This is a genomic window from Maricaulis sp., from assembly GCF_015665295.1.
In the GTDB taxonomy this organism is placed as follows: domain Bacteria; phylum Pseudomonadota; class Alphaproteobacteria; order Caulobacterales; family Maricaulaceae; genus Maricaulis.
The window spans coordinates 17,591-34,006 of the sequence record NZ_JADFAJ010000001.1 but is presented as its reverse complement, the minus strand read 5'-3'; the positions used below and the strand labels follow the sequence as shown (position 1 = coordinate 34,006).

Genomic DNA, 16,416 nt, shown 5'->3' with positions numbered 1-16,416 from the left:
GTGTGCATCTCGGAGGGAAAATCGAGGAGCAAGCCCGATCGGGGAGGAGCGGGTTGGCGTCCTTCTATGGGCGATCTGCAACGCTTGCGTGACAGGTTGGCGATGCTTGTGTGTCGCGATCAGGCGCGCGTCAGCCAGTCATGAAAAACGCCCCGGACCTTGCGATCCGGGGCGTGTTCCTCGTGTCGGCAACGCCGTGTCTATGTCAGCGTCCTAGTAGGTGACGCGGACACCGAAGACGGCGGACCAGCCGTATTCTTCGAGCTGCTCGACACGGTCGATCCCGTCCGGGCGGGTGACTGCGCGATAGGGTTCGTCGGTGACATTCTTCAGATCGCCGAAGACCTGCAGCACATCGTTGAACTGGTACTTGGCCGACAGATCGAGCTGGCTGTGCTCGAGTACCCAGCGGTCTTCGTCAACACCGCCGCGGATCTCGTCGAGATATTCCGAGCGGGTCGAGAGGACGGCTCGCAGGTCCCAGGGGCCATTGTCATAGCCAAGCACTGCGTTCCAGACCGTGTCCGACTGGCGCGGCAGCGGAATGACACGGCCGTCGGCCAGCGTCGCCTCACTGTCGGTCGCCGTATAGTTGAAGCCGGCAATGAAGCCTTCGACCGGCAGGAAGTCGAGCGCCTGCTGGTAGTTGAACTCAATGCCCGACACTTCCGCCTGCGGCAGGTTGATGAAGGAGGAGGCCTCGTCGAAGAAGCGACCGTTCAGCGTGATGTCTTCATAGCCGACGCTGCCGATAACGTTTTCGAGGTCCTTGAAGAAATAGCCGAGGTAGATGACCGAGTCATTGTTCGGATACCACTCGATCGAGACGTCGAAATTGTCGGCTTCCAGGCGCTCCAGGTCCGGATTGCCGAACTCGCCTTCCACTTCGTTGTCGTCATTCTGTTCGACCAGGATGCGCGGCGCGAACTGGCCCGGATTGGGGCGCTGGATCGAGGCGAAATAGGCACCGCGCACGATGACATTTTCGGTCAGCTCATAACGCGCCAGGATGGACGGAAGCACGTCGGTATAGTCGTCGCCGGCGCTGGTCGGCGTCACGAAGACCGTATCCTCGGTCAGGACGATACCGCCCACCGTGGCGTCTTCCTCGGCGAGGAAGGTTTCATAGCCGCGGGCCGCCATGTCGGTCTGCTCGACACGGACACCGCCGACGATGCGCAGCGGGCCGTTCTCGACCGAGCCCATCAGGTATCCGGCCAGCACATCTTCCTCGACGCGATAGGAGGCGCCGAAGCTGTCGATATCGCTGTCATTGGCCTCATAGTCGAGGCTTCCCAGATTCGAGAAGAAGAAATCGCGGACGTCGCCCGGGTTTGCAACCGGACCGATCGGGCCCTGGCCGTAATCGACCGTGCGGCCGACGTCGGACAGAAGGAGATCGGCGTCGTCATAGACGTCGAAGTCGAGGGCATATTTCTTGTCGCGGGTGCGGGCGCGGAGGCCGTACTGAACATAGCTCGGCAGGCCGCCAAGGGTCAGGTCGTGGCGGACATTGATCGTGGCCGCATATTCACGGTCCTGCGACAGGCCGTTGGTCAGCTCGAAGCCATTATTCTCGTAGTTCGAGGCGTCAAACACGCGGTCCGTCGTGACGCCGCCGCCAAAGATCAGCTGCGGACGCAGCGGATTGGTGGAATCGACGGCGAAGCTCTCGCCATCCTCGAAGGTGTAGCGGAAATCGACGTCGAGACGGTTCGGCTCTTCTTCCTCGGCATAGACGTAGGACAGCGACCAGTCGACCGCCGTATTGCCGTTCAGCCATTCGCCGCCGAAATCGCTGGCGAAGATCATCTGGGTTTCGAGGCGGTCCTTGATGTCGCGGTCAATATCCATGTCCGACGTCGTGAAGACGGCGAGATTGCCGCTCGAATTGACGTCGTCATAGTCGGCATCTTCGAACTTGATCTCGACCCGGCTGCGGTATTCCTGATCCGAGAAATCGGACCAGGTCGTGCGCGCGTACAGGCTGAGATCATTGTTGACGCGGTAGTCGACGTTCAGCGCAGCGGTCGTGCGCTCGCGCGTGACCTGGTAGTTGCGCATCTCGACTTCATTCGGGAAAGCGACGCTTTCATCGACATCCCAGCCGCCATCGACTTCGAAACTGTCGGAGCCGAAAACGCGCTGCTGGTAGGACAGCGATCCGGCAATGCCGAGGCGGCCGCCCATGAAATTGTTGGCCCAGTTGATCGAGCCGCGATGCCCGAATTCTTCCTCGCCATCCGAGTACAGACCGGCGACGCGGGCGCGCAGATACATGCCATCGACGTCGAGGCCGGACATGGTCTCGATCTCGACATTGCCGCCGACACTGTCGCCATCCATGTTCGGCAGGAGCGACTTGTTGATCACGACCGAGGACAGCACGTCAGCGTCGATGACGTCGAGGCCGACCTGGCGGTCTTCGGCTTCCGGCGATACCAGGCGGACACCGTTGATCGAGGTCGAGACCAGGTTCGGATCAAGACCGCGGATCGAGACGAAGCGGCCTTCGCCCTGGTCGTTCAGCACGTTCACACCGACGGCGCGGCGGGCGGCTTCGGCGACGTTCTCGTCCGGGAACTGACCGATCGCATCCGAGGACAGGACGGCGATATTGCCGTCATTGGCGCGCTGGCGCGACAGGGCTGAGTTGAGCGCGCCGCGCTGGCCCATGACCAGGATGTTGTCGACATAAGCGACATCATCGCCAAGCGTGATGGTCGGCGAGACGGTGTCGCTCACATTGGCGAGGCTGACGCTGACTTCGCGGACCGGAGCGCCGACATAGGTGATGCGCAGCGTATAATCGCCGGCGGCGAGGCCGGTGACCCGGAATGTGCCGTCGGCGCCGACAGTGGCTGTCTGGCCGGTTTCCAGGATGCGGACAACGGCGCCTTCCAGCCCGATGGTCTCCGAAGCGTCGGTGACGCGGCCGGCAATCGTGCCGGCCTGGGCGGCCGAGGCGGCCGCGAGCGCGAGCACGGAGGCCGTGCCGAGCATGGCGATGGTCTTCTTCATGGGAGTCCCCCTCACATGTACATGACTGATGCCTTGCCCGGTCGGGCAAAGTTGCGGCCTCTATGCGCGCGGATCCGCTACATGATGATGACGTTACGGTCTCACCTTTGTGTCGTTTTGTTTGATCCTACGTGACAACGCGAAATCACCTGCCGATTGTCACGGAAATGTCGCGCAGCAAGGGCTTGGCGGCGCTGTCGCCGCACGCTATCGCGCCCGTCATGGACGGGAGAGACAAGATGAAACAGCTGCTCGGACTTTTCGCTGGCGCCAGCGCCCTCGCGGCCTGCAGCCAGGGCCTGCCGCCGGTTGTGATCGAGGCCGCTGTCGAGACGGCCAGCGTTGCCGGTACCGGCGATGCAGCCGATGATCCGGCGGTCTGGGTTGCCGCCAACCCGGCTGACAGCCTGATTTTCGGCACGGACAAGGACAATGGCGTCTATGTCTACACGATGAGTGGCGCCGAGCATGCCTACTTGCCGGAAGGCCGGCTCAACAATGTCGATGTCCGCTACGGGTTCGACCTGGGTGACCGGACCGTCGATATCGCGGCCGCATCCGACCGGTCCAATGGCGGAATTGCCTTCTTCTTCATCGATCCGGCGAGCCGGGCGGTCTCCTATGTCGGGGCGGTGACAGTCGAGAATGTCACCGAGCCTTATGGCTTCTGCCTCTATCGCTCACCCGTCGACCAGGCGCTCTATGCTTTCCTCTCCGACAAGGAGCCGGGCACTTTCGTCCAGTATGCGCTGGGCTGGGATGGCGCCATGGTCACGACCGAGGAAGTCCGCCGCGTCACGCTGGGAACGATCGCGGAAGGCTGTGTTGCCGATGACCGTACCGGCCGCCTCTACATGAATGAGGAAAATGTCGGGGTCTGGACCATGGGTGCCGAGCCCACCGATCCGGTCGAACCTCAGCCGATTGCCGTCACCGATGGTCGCGAGATCACCGCTGATGCCGAAGGCGCGGCCCTTCTGCCGCAAGGCGAGACCGGCGGCTGGCTGGTCGTCTCCAGCCAGGGCGACAACACCTATGCGGTCTATGAGCTCGAGAGCCATGCCTTCGTGACGCGCCTGCAGATTGTCGACGCGGCGATCGACGGCGTGACCCACACGGATGGTCTGGACATCTCTGCCGCCGATCTCGGACCTGACTTTCCGGCCGGTGTTCTGGTGGTGCAGGACGACGAGAATGATACCGGCGGGCAGAACTTCAAGTTTGTTGACCTGCGTGCCGTGATCGCGGCGATTGAGGCGAGTGCCGCAGCCGAATAGAAATTCAGGATGGCCCTGCTTGTCCCGATTGTCCTGGTCGCCATCCTGCTGTTTCTCGCGCTGCGCTATCGATCGCGCGATGGCGGACTGAGGGCATGCCTGTGGCGGGTCGAGCAATCCTTTCTTGGCGTGGTCGATGCGTCAGGACCGATCACGCTGTTCGAGGCCGACCGCGATGCCTTGCGCGAGGCACCTGAACACTTGTTCCGCCTGGTTGAGATCGCGCTGGCCGGTGGCGGGCGAGAGGACAGAGGTCGGGCGTTGGCGGCGATCCGGGAGTACCGCGAATTCCGCGGCTGGAAGACCTGAGGGTCGGAGCCTGATGGTCAAAGATTGTCTTCGGCTTCGCGGTGGCTAGTCTCGTCACATGACCCTGTTTGCCGTCAATCTCCTGCAATTCGCCATGATCGCTGTCGCCGGCCTGGGTATCGCCCTGACCGTGGCGCAGCCGCGCCTGCGCGCCGTGTCGGCCTTGCTGGCGATGTCGGCGACCTGGATGGTCTTCAACTTCCTTGAAGAGACGTCGGGTTTCCGCGATATCTGGCTGGTGACCCCCGCCTTCCGGCTGGCCTATCCGCCCCTGGTCTATCTCATCGTGCGCAGTGTGATCATTGCCGGTCCGGCGCTGCGATGGCGGGACTGGCCGCATGCGCTCCCCTTTCTGGCAGCGCTCGCGCTGACCCCGCAAATCGGACTGGTCGAACACGCGGCCCGGATCAGCCTTTTTGCCTATTCCGCAGCGGCATTTTTGCTGGTTGGCCGCTTCCATCGCGCGACGCGAGATATGCGCTCTGATGCGCGGACCATTCAGTTGAACTGGATGGTCGCGATGCTCGCCTTCTATGTGGTTGATGGCGTGTTCGACCTGCTGCGAATGGACGCGCATTGGCTGCACCCTTACTGGCCCTGGCTGGGTAGCCAGTCGGCCTATGTTTTCCAGATCGCAGTCTCGCTGGCGTCGCTCTTCGTGCTGGTTGTCCTGTCCGTTCAGCATACTCGTCTGTTTGCAGGCCTCGAAGGCCGGGCCCTCGAGGTCTGGGCCGAAGGGCGTGCCGCGTCGCAAAAAGCCGCTGAAACGGCGGAGGCGGGCGACGTTGCGCAGGCTGATTTCCGGCGCGTCGAAGCCTGCGTGCGTGATGAGGCGCTCTATACCGAGCCCCGGCTGACACGACAGGAAGTCGCGACGGCATCGGGCCTGTCCGAACGCGCGGTCACCCTGGCCATCAAGTCGGCGACAGGTCGGAATTTCAACGACTATATCAACGCGCTGCGGATCGAGGATGTCTGCGCGATGATGCAGGCGGATGCCCGGACGGGGACCCGACAGCGTGTCATCGATCTCGCCTTCACCGCCGGCTTCAGTTCCAAGTCGGTTTTCAATGCCGTGTTCAAGCGCGAGACCGGACAGACGCCATCGGCCTATGCGGCGACTCTGGCGGTTCCGCATGAAGGTCCGAAATCCGGCGCGGGGGCGAGCTGACGCATTCCGGACGTCCGGAATCCGGATATCGGGCGATCCGTCCGGGCGCCCGTGATCCTGTCATCCCGTCATCAATCGGGAGACAGACATGCTTCGACTCTTCATGGCCCTCGGGCTCGTTCTCGGCATTATCGCCGCGGTGCTTGTCGCGTGGGCGCATCACCTGCCCGGCGCGATGCGACCGGATCGGGACGCTTCTCAATCCCGTCTGATCGTCAACGCGACACTGCTGGATCCTGCGACGGAGCGCTTGCAGGCGGACGGACATGTTCTCGTGATCGACGGGCGGATCGAGGCGGTCGGGACGGGCGCCTTGCCGGTGCGGCCCGAGGGCGTTGCGGTGATCGATGTCGGTGGCCGCGTCCTGATGCCGGGTCTGGTTGATGTGCATGTTCACATCTTCGACGAGACCGAGCTGGCGGCGGGCCTCGCCCATGGCGTCACCACGGTTCGCAACATGGGCGGCTTTCCCTTCCATCTACCGCTCGCCCGTCGCATCGAGCGCGGCGAGGTCTTCGGCCCGCGGCTGCTGACAACCGGTCCGATCCTCAACGAGGTTGGCGGCCGCAACGGCAATGCCCTGCACGAAGCAGTCGCTGGCGCCGCCGAGGCGCGGGCCGCCGTCAGGCGGCAGTACGCGGCCGGTTTTCGGCATCTCAAACTCTATTCCAACCTGTCCCGCGAAAGCTTCGCCGCGATCCGCGAGGAGGCCGCCGTCCTGGGCATGACGATGAGCGGGCATCCGGTCGAGGGCACCGAGGCCGATCCGGTGGACTTTGCCGCCTCGCTCGAGGCCGGCTTCGCAACGCTCGAACATACCGAGTCGATCGTCTGGTATGCGCTGAGTGACGCGATGGACCCGGAGGGCGTTCGCCGGCTTGCCGAACAGGTCGCCGCTTCCGGCACCATGGTTGATCCGACCCTGGTCGTGCACGAAAACCTGGCGCGGATCGTCGAGACCCGTGGTGCCCACATCACCCGCCCCGCCATGGCGGGCTACAATCCTGTGATTGCCGGTTTCGAGCAGGAGAATTTCGAATTCTGGGCGCAATACCCGCATGATGACCGCTCCCGCATGCAGGCCTTCTATGTCGCGGTGACCGGCGCCTTGCATGAGGCTGGTGTCCCGCTCACGGTCGGGACGGATTCCGGTGTCATGGTCACACCGCATGGTGTCTCTACGGTGCGCGAGATCGAGCTTCTGGTTGATGCCGGGCTGACCCCGATGGAGGCGATCCGTGCGGCGACCCTGAACGGGGCCGAGGCGCTGGGGCTTGAGGGCGAGGTCGGATGCCTGGCGCGCGGCTGTGCCGCCGATCTTGTCCTGGTGGCTGCGGACCCGACGCGCGATGTGTCAGCGCTCTACATGATTGATGCGGTCATGCGCGACGGGCGCTGGCTCGACCGGGATACGCTGTTGGCCCTCGAAGCGGCCGGACACCATCCCTCAGTGCTGCGCAGCTGGTGGCGACTGGGCCAGCACACGCTCGCCATCCGTTAGAGCGGGACAAAGAAAAAGGCCCGGCTGAAACAGCCGGGCCTTGATCGTTGCGATGTCGCTTCGGTCTAGCCGAGCGCTTCGTCGAGCTCGGGCAGGGCGTTGAAGAGGTCGGCGACCAGGCCGTAATCGGCGACCTGGAAGATCGGCGCTTCCTCGTCCTTGTTGATGGCGACAATGACCTTGCTATCCTTCATGCCGGCGAGGTGCTGGATGGCACCGGAAATACCGACGGCAATATAGAGCTCCGGGGCGACGACCTTGCCGGTCTGGCCGACCTGGTAGTCATTCGGGACATAGCCGGCATCGACCGCGGCGCGCGAGGCGCCGACGGCGGCACCAAGCTTGTCGGCGATCTTGTCGAGCAGGTGGAAATTGTCACCGGACTGCATGCCGCGACCGCCGGAGATGACGATCTTGGCCGCGGTCAGTTCCGGACGGTCCGACTTGGACAGCTCTTCCGAGACGAATTCCGACTTGAACGGACCCGAAGCCGCACCGAGATCCTCGATGCTGGCCGAACCGCCATCGCCGACCTTTTCGAAGGTCGTCGGGCGGACCGTGATGACCTTCTTCGCGTCGGAGGATTTCACCGTCATCATCGCATTGCCGGCATAGACCGGGCGCACGAAGGTGTCGGGGGCCTCAACGGCGGAGATTTCCGAGATCTGCATCACGTCGAGCTTGGCAGCGACACGCGGCATGAAATTCTTGCCGGCGGTGGTCGCAGCGGCGAGCACGGCGTCATAATCAGCCATCAAGGGAGTGACGAGCGCGTCCATGGCTTCGGCCGTCGGCTTGGCCAGCACATCGCTTTCCGCGTGCAGCACCTTGGCGACACCGTCCAGCTTGGCAGCGGCATCGGCCACGGCCTGGGCGCCGGACCCGGCGACGAGGACATGGATGTCGCCACCCAGGCCCTTGGCAGCAGTCACGACGGCGCGGGTCGCGTCGTTCAGCGTGGCATTGTCATGTTCGGCAATAACGAGAACAGCCATGATCAGATCACTCCCGCTTCATTTTTCAGCTTGTCGACCAGTTCGGCGACGCTTTCGACCTTGATGCCGGCTTCGCGCTTGGGCGGTTCGGCGACCTTGACCACGGTCAGGCGCGGGGCGGTGTCGACGCCGTAATCGGCCGGGGCCTTGGTGTCGATCGGCTTGCGCTTGGCCTTCATGATGTTCGGCAGCGAGGCGTAGCGCGGCTCGTTGAGACGCAGATCGGTGGTGACCACGGCCGGCAGGGTGAGCGACAGGGTCTGCAGACCGCCATCGATTTCCCGCGTGACCTTGGCCTTGCCGTCGGCAAGCTCGATTTCCGAGGCGAAGGTGCCCTGCGGCCAGTCCAGCAGCGCTGCGAGCATCTGGCCGGTCTGGTTGTTGTCGCCATCAATGGCCTGCTTGCCGAGCAGTACGATCTCCGGGTTTTCCTCGTCGACCACAGCCTTCAGGAGCTTGGCGACGGCGAGCGGTTCGACCGCATCATCGGTCTGGATCAGGATGCCGCGATCGGCACCCATGGCGAGGGCCGTGCGGATCGTCTCCTGGGCCTGTGCCGGACCGATCGAGACAACGATGATCTCTTCGGCAACACCCTTTTCCTTGAGACGGATCGCTTCTTCGACCGCAATCTCGCAGAACGGGTTCATGGACATTTTGACATTCGCGAGGTCGACGCCCGTTTGGTCGGGCTTGACGCGGACCTTCACGTTGTAATCGACGACCCGTTTGACGGGGACGAGAATCTTCATGCTGGGGCTCCGGTTGGCCGCGCGCGGATAGAGGTTCGCGCACCTGACAAGAATAGGCCGGGAACCTGCCTTCGCCAGTGCGGTAAGTCAATGCATCCAGCTGGCTTACGCGTGCGTCAATTCGCAGTTGCGGTATTGCCGGTATGGTTCCGGCGGACGTGCCCGGCATGACTTCTGGCGCTAGGGCAAAGGGACATTCCGCGTAATTCAAGGCGGAGCTGGGGCGGCCTTCGAGTTGCGGGTATGTTTGGCTTTGGTCTGGCGGCTGTGTTGGCCAAGGGCGCAGGCTCGATCATCGTCCTTCATCCCGCCAGACATCGTGCTGCTGCTGGACGGTCAGGGCATGTTCGGTGTGGCGCCGTCCGGATAGAGGGTCCGGCTGCAGGCGGGCGTACTCGGAAAGGCAAGGGCGGTCAGGCTGGTGGTCAGGAAACCGGACAGGTCTGTGAACGGTCTGGTGTGCGCCATGCCCGGCGCGCGGGTAGCTGCCCTGCCTGCATTGGGTTCACGGTTTGCACACGCCCGCGACCGGAAACAAAGGCGGCGCGCCGGAGGACCGACGCGCCGCGATACGGGTCCGGTGTGAAAGCCTATTGTGCCGCGATCACTTCCGTCGAGATGAAGAGGCTGATCTCGTCGGAGACGAAAGGCACGGCAAAGCCCATATCCCATGCCGAGCGCAGCAGAGAACCGGTGGCCGTGAAGCCGAGCTTGGTCGCACCTTCGCGGGTCTCGCCGGTCTGGTTGAGCACGACGTCGAGGCTGACCGGTCCGGTCATGCCGTTCATCGTCAGATCACCGGTCATCGTGCCGCTGATGCCGTCCTCGGTCTCGAAGCCGGTGGCGACGAAATGGGCGGTCGGATTGACTTCGGTCTCGAAGAAATCGCCGGAATTCAGGTGGGTGATGAAACGGTCCTGATTGGCGCCGACCCAGAAGCCGTCGATCAGGTTGAACGTGATATCGACCGTCGAATTGGCCGGGGTATCGAGGTCGAGCGAAAGCGTGCCGTCATAGTCGGTGAATTGCAGGCGCTGGGTGGAATATCCCTGATGGTCCCAACTCGCTTCGATGAGGGTGTGGGTCTTGTCGAACGCGTAGTTCACCGGCTCGGCCTGGGCGGCACCGGCAAGCAGGAAGGCCGCGGAAGCGGCAAGCAGAAGGCGGGTCATGCGGTAACTCCGTATGGACTGAACTTGTGGAGCTAGACATAGGAGGTTGCGACATTTTGTCGACCGGCCTGACGTGAAGTTGATCTTTCCACAACGGAAACAATGGCGTCAGTTTCGATCTTTTCCCGGCACCCAGAGCACATCGGCGCGGCCTTCATCATTCGCCGTCCGTGCCATGACAAAAAGCAGGTCGGACAAGCGGTTGAGATATTTCAGAACGGCCGGATTGATGCGTACGTCCGCTGCGATGAGCGCCGAGACCTTGCGCTCGGCGCGACGACAGATCGTGCGCGACAGGTGCAGGCGGGCGGCCGCCTCGCTGCCAGCGGGCAGGATGAAGGAGTTGAGCGGCTCGAGCTTGCCGTTGAGACTGTCGATCCGCTCCTCCAGCCAGCTCACCTGCACCTCGGTGACCCGCAGGGGCTCCCAGTCCGGCGCCGTGTCGCTCTCGGGCACGCACAGATCGGCGCCCAGATCAAAGAGGTCGTTCTGGATCCGGGCCAGCGCCCTGTCGAGGGCAGGCTGCGACCCCAGTGCCGACCGCGCCAGACCGATAGAGGAATTGGCCTCGTCGACATCCCCATAGGCCTCGACCCGTGGATCATGCTTGACTGTCTCGGACATGTCGCCGAGCCGGGTGGTTCCGGCATCGCCGGTGCGTGTGTAGATTTTTGTCAGACGAACCATGGATTTGTACCTAGCGCCTGCCTGCGGCCCGGGGAAGGGCTGATAGGGCTGAAAAGGGGAAGATCATGTTTTCAGCGCTCGCCACCGCCGCCCTCCTGTTTGTCCAGCCTGCCGATCTCGACATGATCGCTGCAACCACGCTTGAGGCCTCCGGTGCGCCCGGCGTGGCCGTGATGCGGATTGTCGGCGACGAGGTCGAAACCGGTGTCGCCGGTCTGCGCGCCATCGGCGACCAGGCACCGATCGGCCGCGACGATCTCTGGCACATGGGTTCCAATTCCAAGGCCATGACCGCGACGCTGGTTGCCCGCCTGGTCGAGCAGGGTGTTGTCGGCTGGGATGACACGATCGGACAGCATCTCGGCGACCGCGTGCCGGACATGGATCCGGCCTATCGTGATCTGACCTTCCGCCACCTCCTGTCGCACCGCGCCGGGCTCACACCGAATGTCGACATGGTCGCGATGATCGCGTTCGGCCAACAGGGCGCCAATGGCGACGCCTTGCCGCCGCAACGCCGCGACTATGCGGGCCGGGTCCTGACGTCAGCGCCGGCAGCCGAGCCGGAGACAGACTTCCTCTATTCCAACGCCGGCTATGTTGTCGCCGGCGCCATGCTCGAACAGGCCACCGGCGAGAGCTGGGAAGTGTTGATGACGCGCGAGGTCTTCGAGCCGCTGGGGATGGCCAGTGCCGGTTTCGGTCCGCCGGGTTCCGCCGATATCGTCGACCAGCCGCGCGGGCATCGTGGTGGCCTGTTCGGACGCCGGGCGATGGCGCCGGGACCCATGGCGGACAATCCGCCTGTCCTGGGTCCGGCCGGCACAGTGCATGTCTCGATGGCCGACCTGGCGCTGTTTCTCCAGGCGCATCTGGCTGGTGCACGGGGCGAGGCGAACGGCTATCTGTCGGATGAGAGCTGGACCATCCTGCACACCCCGCCCTTTGGCGGGAATTATGCGATGGGCTGGGGCTTCAACGGCACGCAGCTATTGCATGCGGGCTCGAACACGATGTGGTTCGTGCAAATGGTGATCGAGCCGGCGACGGATCGCGGTTTCGTTGTCGCCTTCAATGACGGCCGGGCGAATGTACTGCAGGCGCCGATCGGCGACGCCATTCGCGCCATGGCTGAATAAGGCGTCCGACTCAGCCGCCGAAATTTTCCTTCACCAGGAAAATCGCGATGATGATCAGCACGGCGGCAAACTGCAGCACGACGCGCAGGCGCATCAGCTTGTTCGAGCGCGAGCGCGCCTTGTCGTCCGACCGGTACATGTTGAAAATGCCGAAACCGAGCGTGATGACGACGGCCAGCATGGCGATGTAGAGCAGGCCTGTGAGGAAGGTATCCATCAGCTTCTCCAGCGCAGTTCGGCTGCGCGCACGGGGTTCTTGAAGGGTTCACCGGTCTCGCGATGCGTCTCCCAGGCGCGCTTGAGGGCGAAATACCATTTCGCCTGCACGTCGCTGTCATGGATCAGCATCAGCTTGGGATCATAGGCGAGACCGACCTGCTGGGCGTTCACCGCATCGCGGTCCTGCCCGACGAAGGTTTCGATCCCCTTGCGGATCACCGAGTTGGGCACGACCGAGGGAAGCCAGTGATCCCAGTAGACGACGATGGTGATCGCGGTCGAATTCTCGTTGGTCGGCGTGACGGCCGTGAAGCCGGTGAAATGCCTGCCGCCCGCCTTCACATATTCAGTGCGCAGACCGGGCAGCTGGAAGCGGATCTCGGTCTGCGGCTCGCCCATCAGCGAATAGAGATAGGAATTCTTCGACGGCACGTGCGGCAGCATCGAGAAGCCGCGCTCTACGGGTCCGAATTTCTTGGTCTTCTCGTGTACCGACTTGGCCGAACGCCACCACCATTGGCGGTGGATATAGGGGATGTGGGCCGGGTCCATCAGGCCGATCACGGCATGGTCGACATGGCAGTTGAAGATGTCGCGGACCACCAGCTTTGGCTTGTGACCGTCCGGAATGTCGAGCCGGGGCGGCTCGATTGAAGGCGGTTCGTCGGCATGCGCCTCATCGGCATACCAGATCCAGATCAGGCCCTGATCCTCGTGCACCGGGAAGCGGCGGACGCGGATCTTGGTCAGGTCCATGGCCTCGGCCTGGTCGGCGGTCAGGGAGGGGATGGCCGCGCACGAGCCGTCCGTGCGGAAACGCCAGCCATGATAGGGGCATTCGACCTGGGTCTCGCCGTCATGAATTTGCGCCTCGCCGCCCGACAGGAGGATGCCGCGGTGCGGGCAGATATCCTTGAGGGCATAGGCCTTGCCGTCATGGTCGCGGCCGAACAGGATCGGCTGGCCCAGCAGCTCGCGATGGAGATGCCGGCCCGGCTTGAGCTCGCTGGCGAGAGCGCCGAAATACCACAGGTCTTTGACAAACATGATCGCCACATAGCGCGTTGCGCGGCGCCTGCCTAGCGTTCGGGCGGTATCACAAGTGCGGCATATGGCCTTGTGGACGGGGTCGCGGGGCGGCTAGTGTGACGGTCGCAGAGGGGGCGCGTTGCGAGGATGACGCGCATGCGAAAGACCAGATCGATAGTCGTGTTTCAACGCGTTCTGACCAGCGGGTCGGTCGCTGTGCTGGGTCTGTCGGCCTGTTCCGGTGCGTCGGAACCGCTGCCCGATGCCGGGCGCCTGCCAGCGTCCGCGTTGGCGGCCTTTCAGGATCATCTGCAAACCATGAGCGAGGGTGATCTGTCCTGCACGGAAGCGGCCATCGAGGCGGTGCCCAGAGCGGTCGGGTTTGTGAATGATGACCGGCAACCGGATTATGCCCTCGTGACCCAGCATCTGCGCTGCCGCAGCGATCGCGGCTCGGCCTTGGCCTATTTCTGTGGCCAACAGATCTGTGCCTTCCCGGCCCTGATGTCGGACGGTGAGGGCTATCGTGTCATCTGGTTGATGTCGGGCAATGAGATCGAGACCCGGACCGACTATCAGGAGACCCGTTTCGTGGTTCGCCAGGGCGCCTATGCCGGAGCAGATCGCAGCGCGGTTGTCGTGCGCGAATATATCTGGCGCGACGGTGATCTGCATCGGGTCGCCGAGCGCGAGGAGTTGGCGGACCGGCAGCCCTAGCCGCTGAAACGGGCCCGGATGTCCTCCGGCGGCACCCCGCCCTCGCGCAGGGCTTTCAGCGTCACCGACCGGTTGCGCTTGGCGAAGCGCTCGCCATTCTCGTCCAGCAGCAGCCGGTGATGGCGATAGATCGGTGTGGGCAGATCGAGCAGGGTCTGCAGCAGGACGTGGAGCGGTGTCATCTCGCGCAGGTCCTCGCCGCGGATGACATGGCTGATCCCCTGCAGCGCATCGTCATGCACCACCGCGATATGATAGCTGGTGCCGACATCCTTGCGCGCCAGAATGACATCGCCGAGCGGATCAGGGTTTGCGGCCTGTTCGCCCAGGCCGTCCTCCAGATAGCCCATCGCGTCAAAGCGCGGACCCAGCACGTCGCGGCAATGATCCAGCGAGAGCCGCCAGGCAAAGGGCTCGTCGGTGGCGATACGCGCGGCTTCCTCGTCTGCGCTCATCGGCTCGATCGGCCCGCGATAGACCTCGCCGGGCCCATGCGGCGCACGGGCAATATCCTCCAGGATCTCGCGCCGCGTCTTGAAGCAGCGATACACGACACCCAGCGTCTGCAGGCGCTCGAGCACACGGGCATAATCGCCGAAATGCTCCGACTGCCGCCGCACCGGCTCCTCCCAGTCGAGACCCAGCCAGATCAGGTCATCCAGGATAACCGGCTCGAACTCCGGCTTGCAGCGGTCGGTATCAATATCTTCCAGCCGCAGCAGAAACCGCCCCTCCGCCTCCACCGCCGCGTGCCAGGCCGTCCAGGCGGAAAAGGCATGGCCGATATGCAAATGCCCGGTGGGCGAAGGCGCGAAACGGGTGGTGAAGCTCATGGGGGGATTGGGGCAGAATTCGCAGGGATTGTCATCCCGGACGGAGGCCCCGCATCTGCGGGGCGGAGATCCGGGACCCATACGCCCGGTGTCGGCAGATTTCGCGGTTATGGGTCCCGGATCTGCAACCTGCTTTCGCAGGTTTTCGTCCGGGATGACATATTGGAAATTCAATTATAAATTGTATTCATGTATTACGTCTATCTTTTGGCTTCCAGGCGGCATGGCACGCTCTATTGCGGCGTGACGAATGCGCTGTTGCGGCGGGTGTATGAGCACAAGTCGGCACAGGTTTCGGGATTCACGAAGAAATATCATGTCCATCGCCTGGTCTGGTGGGAAGCGCACCAGGATATCGGCGAAGCGATTGCGCGCGAAAAGCGCATCAAGCGCTGGCGTCGAGACTGGAAGCTTGCGCTGATCGAGCAGGACAATCCCGACTGGGACGATCTCTACCCGGGGCTCGGCGGCACCGATCCGTCGGAGATCGCTGGTGAGGGAATTCGGCGGTCGGACTACTAACAAGGCCCCGTTTGTCATCCCGGACGGAGACCTGCGAAAGCAGGTTGCAGATCCGGGACCCATTGACGCGATCGTCGGCAGCTCTCGTGCGAATGGGTCCCGGATCTCCGCCCCGCCTTTGCGGGGCATACGTCCGGGATGACAAGGCGAGAACTTGCAGGATATTGCGCGCAAGCTGCACCCCCACTTGCCCCCGGCCCCCGCATCCCTCTATCCAGTTGGCTGCGAACACGGAGCCCTTTCATGACCCGACCCATCGATGGACCGCGCCTCGCGCCGCGGGATGGATCCAAGCCGAAGAAGCTGGTGATCTTCCTGCATGGCTATGGCTCGAACGGGAAGGATCTGATCGGGCTGGGGCAGCACTGGGCGCGTGAGCTGCCGCATGTGCAATGGGTGTCGCCGAACGCGCCGGATCCGGTGCCCGGTGCGCCGGACGGGTATCAATGGTTCCCGATCTCCAATCTCGATCCGGACCGCATCGAGGCCGGGGCCGCGACCGCCTGGCCGATCGTCAATGCCTTCATCGACCAGGAATTGCTGCGCTACGGGCTGACCGAGCAGGACCTCGTCCTGTGCGGTTTCTCGCAAGGCACCATGCTGTCGCTGGCCACCGGCCTGCGCCGGGAAAAGCCGGTCGCGGGCATCATGGGGTTTTCAGGTGCGCTGCCGGGTGGCCACCGTCTGAAAGAGGAAATGCGCTCGAAACCGCCGATCATGCTTGTGCATGGCGACCAGGACCAGGTCCTGCCGCTGGGTTTCATGTTCGACGCGCTGGAAAACCTCGCCGCTGCCGGTCATGGCGCGCAATGGCATATTTCCCAAGGCATTCCGCATTCGATCGGCGAGGACGGGCTGGAGATCGGCGCACGCTTCATCGGTAATGCGCTGGCCGGGCGTTACCGCTGAGTCACACAGGCCGCCTGTCATCCAGGTTTTTCCGGGCCGTCATAGGACTGACACGCGAACGGGAGTAACCTTCGATCAAGCGCAGGATGACCGGTGATTCGTACAAGCGAATTCGTCTCCTTCGTGCGACAGGAGGTGTGCTTTCAGGACTTTTGTCCGGGAT

At 63.4% G+C, this 16,416-nt stretch carries 17 protein-coding genes; 8 read left to right on the top strand and 9 right to left on the bottom strand.

Annotated elements, in window-relative coordinates; translation table 11 throughout:
* Window positions 1–213: 213 nt before the first annotated feature.
* Window positions 214–3,021, bottom strand: coding sequence for a TonB-dependent receptor (locus QZZ02_RS00185; protein WP_291841495.1), 2,808 nt, complete (start codon window positions 3,019–3,021; stop codon window positions 214–216).
* 239 nt (window positions 3,022–3,260) lie between these two features.
* Here QZZ02_RS00185 and QZZ02_RS00180 point away from each other — a divergent pair, with 239 nt between their 5' ends.
* The 4 genes from QZZ02_RS00180 to QZZ02_RS00165 all read left to right on the top strand — a co-directional run bounded on the left by QZZ02_RS00180 (window position 3,261) and on the right by QZZ02_RS00165 (window position 7,279).
* A complete protein-coding gene (locus QZZ02_RS00180; RefSeq protein ID WP_291841494.1) occupies window positions 3,261–4,298 on the top strand; it encodes a phytase in 1,038 nt (345 codons plus the stop codon).
* A gap of 9 nt (window positions 4,299–4,307) precedes the next feature.
* Entirely contained in the window at window positions 4,308–4,607 is a 300-nt protein-coding gene (locus QZZ02_RS00175; protein WP_291841493.1) for a hypothetical protein, read from the top strand.
* 58 nt (window positions 4,608–4,665) lie between these two features.
* On the top strand, window positions 4,666–5,778 hold the full coding sequence (locus tag QZZ02_RS00170) for a helix-turn-helix transcriptional regulator (RefSeq protein WP_291841492.1): 1,113 nt from the start codon (window positions 4,666–4,668) through the stop codon (window positions 5,776–5,778).
* Window positions 5,779–5,866: 88 nt separating this feature from the next.
* Window positions 5,867–7,279: an amidohydrolase family protein gene (locus QZZ02_RS00165; RefSeq protein ID WP_291841491.1), complete on the top strand. Its 1,413-nt coding sequence runs from the start codon at window positions 5,867–5,869 to the stop codon at window positions 7,277–7,279.
* Between the two features lie 65 nt (window positions 7,280–7,344).
* Here the strand turns inward: QZZ02_RS00165 and QZZ02_RS00160 are convergent, their stop codons facing one another.
* The 5 genes from QZZ02_RS00160 to QZZ02_RS00140 form a co-directional block, all read right to left on the bottom strand.
* Window positions 7,345–8,274, bottom strand: coding sequence for an FAD-binding protein (locus QZZ02_RS00160; RefSeq protein ID WP_291841490.1), 930 nt, complete (start codon window positions 8,272–8,274; stop codon window positions 7,345–7,347).
* A gap of 2 nt (window positions 8,275–8,276) precedes the next feature.
* Complete coding sequence (locus QZZ02_RS00155; RefSeq protein WP_291841489.1) at window positions 8,277–9,026, bottom strand: electron transfer flavoprotein subunit beta/FixA family protein; 750 nt, start codon at window positions 9,024–9,026, stop codon at window positions 8,277–8,279.
* A 336-nt stretch (window positions 9,027–9,362) separates the two neighbouring features.
* Window positions 9,363–9,494 carry a hypothetical protein gene (locus tag QZZ02_RS00150; protein ID WP_291841488.1) on the bottom strand — a complete coding sequence of 44 codons (132 nt, stop codon included), beginning with the start codon at window positions 9,492–9,494 and terminating at the stop codon, window positions 9,363–9,365.
* Between the two features lie 122 nt (window positions 9,495–9,616).
* On the bottom strand, window positions 9,617–10,198 hold the full coding sequence (locus QZZ02_RS00145; RefSeq protein ID WP_291841487.1) for a YceI family protein: 582 nt from the start codon (window positions 10,196–10,198) through the stop codon (window positions 9,617–9,619).
* 108 nt (window positions 10,199–10,306) lie between these two features.
* Window positions 10,307–10,885 (bottom strand): cob(I)yrinic acid a,c-diamide adenosyltransferase, encoded by a 579-nt coding sequence (locus QZZ02_RS00140; RefSeq protein WP_291841486.1) that lies wholly within the window; start codon window positions 10,883–10,885, stop codon window positions 10,307–10,309.
* Between the two features lie 65 nt (window positions 10,886–10,950).
* On the opposite strand from QZZ02_RS00140, the gene QZZ02_RS00135 reads away from it, so the two are divergent.
* Window positions 10,951–12,024 (top strand): serine hydrolase domain-containing protein, encoded by a 1,074-nt coding sequence (locus QZZ02_RS00135; RefSeq protein WP_291841485.1) that lies wholly within the window; start codon window positions 10,951–10,953, stop codon window positions 12,022–12,024.
* A 10-nt stretch (window positions 12,025–12,034) separates the two neighbouring features.
* Here the strand turns inward: QZZ02_RS00135 and QZZ02_RS00130 are convergent, their stop codons facing one another.
* Together QZZ02_RS00130 and QZZ02_RS00125 are read right to left on the bottom strand one after the other, a co-directional pair.
* Entirely contained in the window at window positions 12,035–12,241 is a 207-nt protein-coding gene (locus tag QZZ02_RS00130; RefSeq protein WP_291841484.1) for a twin transmembrane helix small protein, read from the bottom strand.
* Window positions 12,241–13,290, bottom strand: coding sequence for a Rieske 2Fe-2S domain-containing protein (locus tag QZZ02_RS00125; protein ID WP_291841483.1), 1,050 nt, complete (start codon window positions 13,288–13,290; stop codon window positions 12,241–12,243). Before QZZ02_RS00125 ends, QZZ02_RS00130 begins: the two co-directional genes overlap by 1 nt.
* 138 nt (window positions 13,291–13,428) lie before the next feature.
* On the opposite strand from QZZ02_RS00125, the gene QZZ02_RS00120 reads away from it, so the two are divergent.
* Window positions 13,429–13,989 carry a hypothetical protein gene (locus QZZ02_RS00120; RefSeq protein ID WP_291841482.1) on the top strand — a complete coding sequence of 187 codons (561 nt, stop codon included), beginning with the start codon at window positions 13,429–13,431 and terminating at the stop codon, window positions 13,987–13,989.
* Here the strand turns inward: QZZ02_RS00120 and gluQRS are convergent.
* Window positions 13,986–14,822 (bottom strand): tRNA glutamyl-Q(34) synthetase GluQRS, encoded by an 837-nt coding sequence (gene gluQRS, locus QZZ02_RS00115; RefSeq protein WP_291841481.1) that lies wholly within the window; start codon window positions 14,820–14,822, stop codon window positions 13,986–13,988. The genes QZZ02_RS00120 and gluQRS overlap by 4 nt on opposite strands.
* 189 nt (window positions 14,823–15,011) lie before the next feature.
* Between gluQRS and QZZ02_RS00110 the strand changes: the two genes are divergently transcribed.
* On the top strand, window positions 15,012–15,344 hold the full coding sequence (locus QZZ02_RS00110; protein WP_291841480.1) for a GIY-YIG nuclease family protein: 333 nt from the start codon (window positions 15,012–15,014) through the stop codon (window positions 15,342–15,344).
* A gap of 243 nt (window positions 15,345–15,587) precedes the next feature.
* Entirely contained in the window at window positions 15,588–16,253 is a 666-nt protein-coding gene (locus tag QZZ02_RS00105) for a phospholipase (protein WP_291841479.1), read from the top strand.
* Window positions 16,254–16,416 lie beyond the last annotated feature (163 nt).